At 43.1% G+C, this 538-nt stretch carries 1 protein-coding gene; it reads left to right on the top strand.

Features of this window, described 5'->3' with window-relative positions; all coding sequences use genetic code 11:
• Positions 1-538 (top strand): metallophosphoesterase family protein (locus ACS8FC_RS20380; protein WP_439298122.1); only part of this gene is annotated, 538 nt, incomplete at both ends.

The following is a 538-nucleotide window of genomic DNA, read 5'->3' as shown; positions in this document are numbered from 1 at the left end:
ATTAGGGGCAATCAAGATAGGCAAATTTATGAGGCGACTGAAACAGAAATCGCTAACAATCCAACGATGGATTTTATTGTCAGAGAGTTACCTAAAGACGCGATTGAATGGATGCGCGCTTTACTGTTCGATTGTCATTTAAGTGAGGATGTTTATCTTTGTCATGGGACGCCAACCGATGACATAATATACTTGCTTGAAGATATCGTAACAGGCGCACCGACAGTACGTAGCGACTCGAACATCTTGTCATTATTAAATGGTATAGCTAGCCCTGTCATTGTCTGTGGACATACGCATATTCCGCGCACGGTGACACTATCGTCAGGGCAAATGGTTATTAATAGTGGCAGTGTGGGTTATCCCGCCTACGAAGATGATTTGCCAGTCGTCCATAAGATGCAAACTTATTCGCCTCATGCTAATTATGCTCTTATCAAGTGTATTGAGACTCAACAAGGTAAACATTGGCAAACTGAGCATGTCAAGGTGGCTTATAACCATGAAGCAGCTGCAAATCTGGCGCTAGAAAATGGCC

The organism is Psychrobacter sp. 1Y4 (genome assembly GCF_051847555.1).
This window is presented reverse-complemented; position numbering and strand designations above follow the sequence as displayed.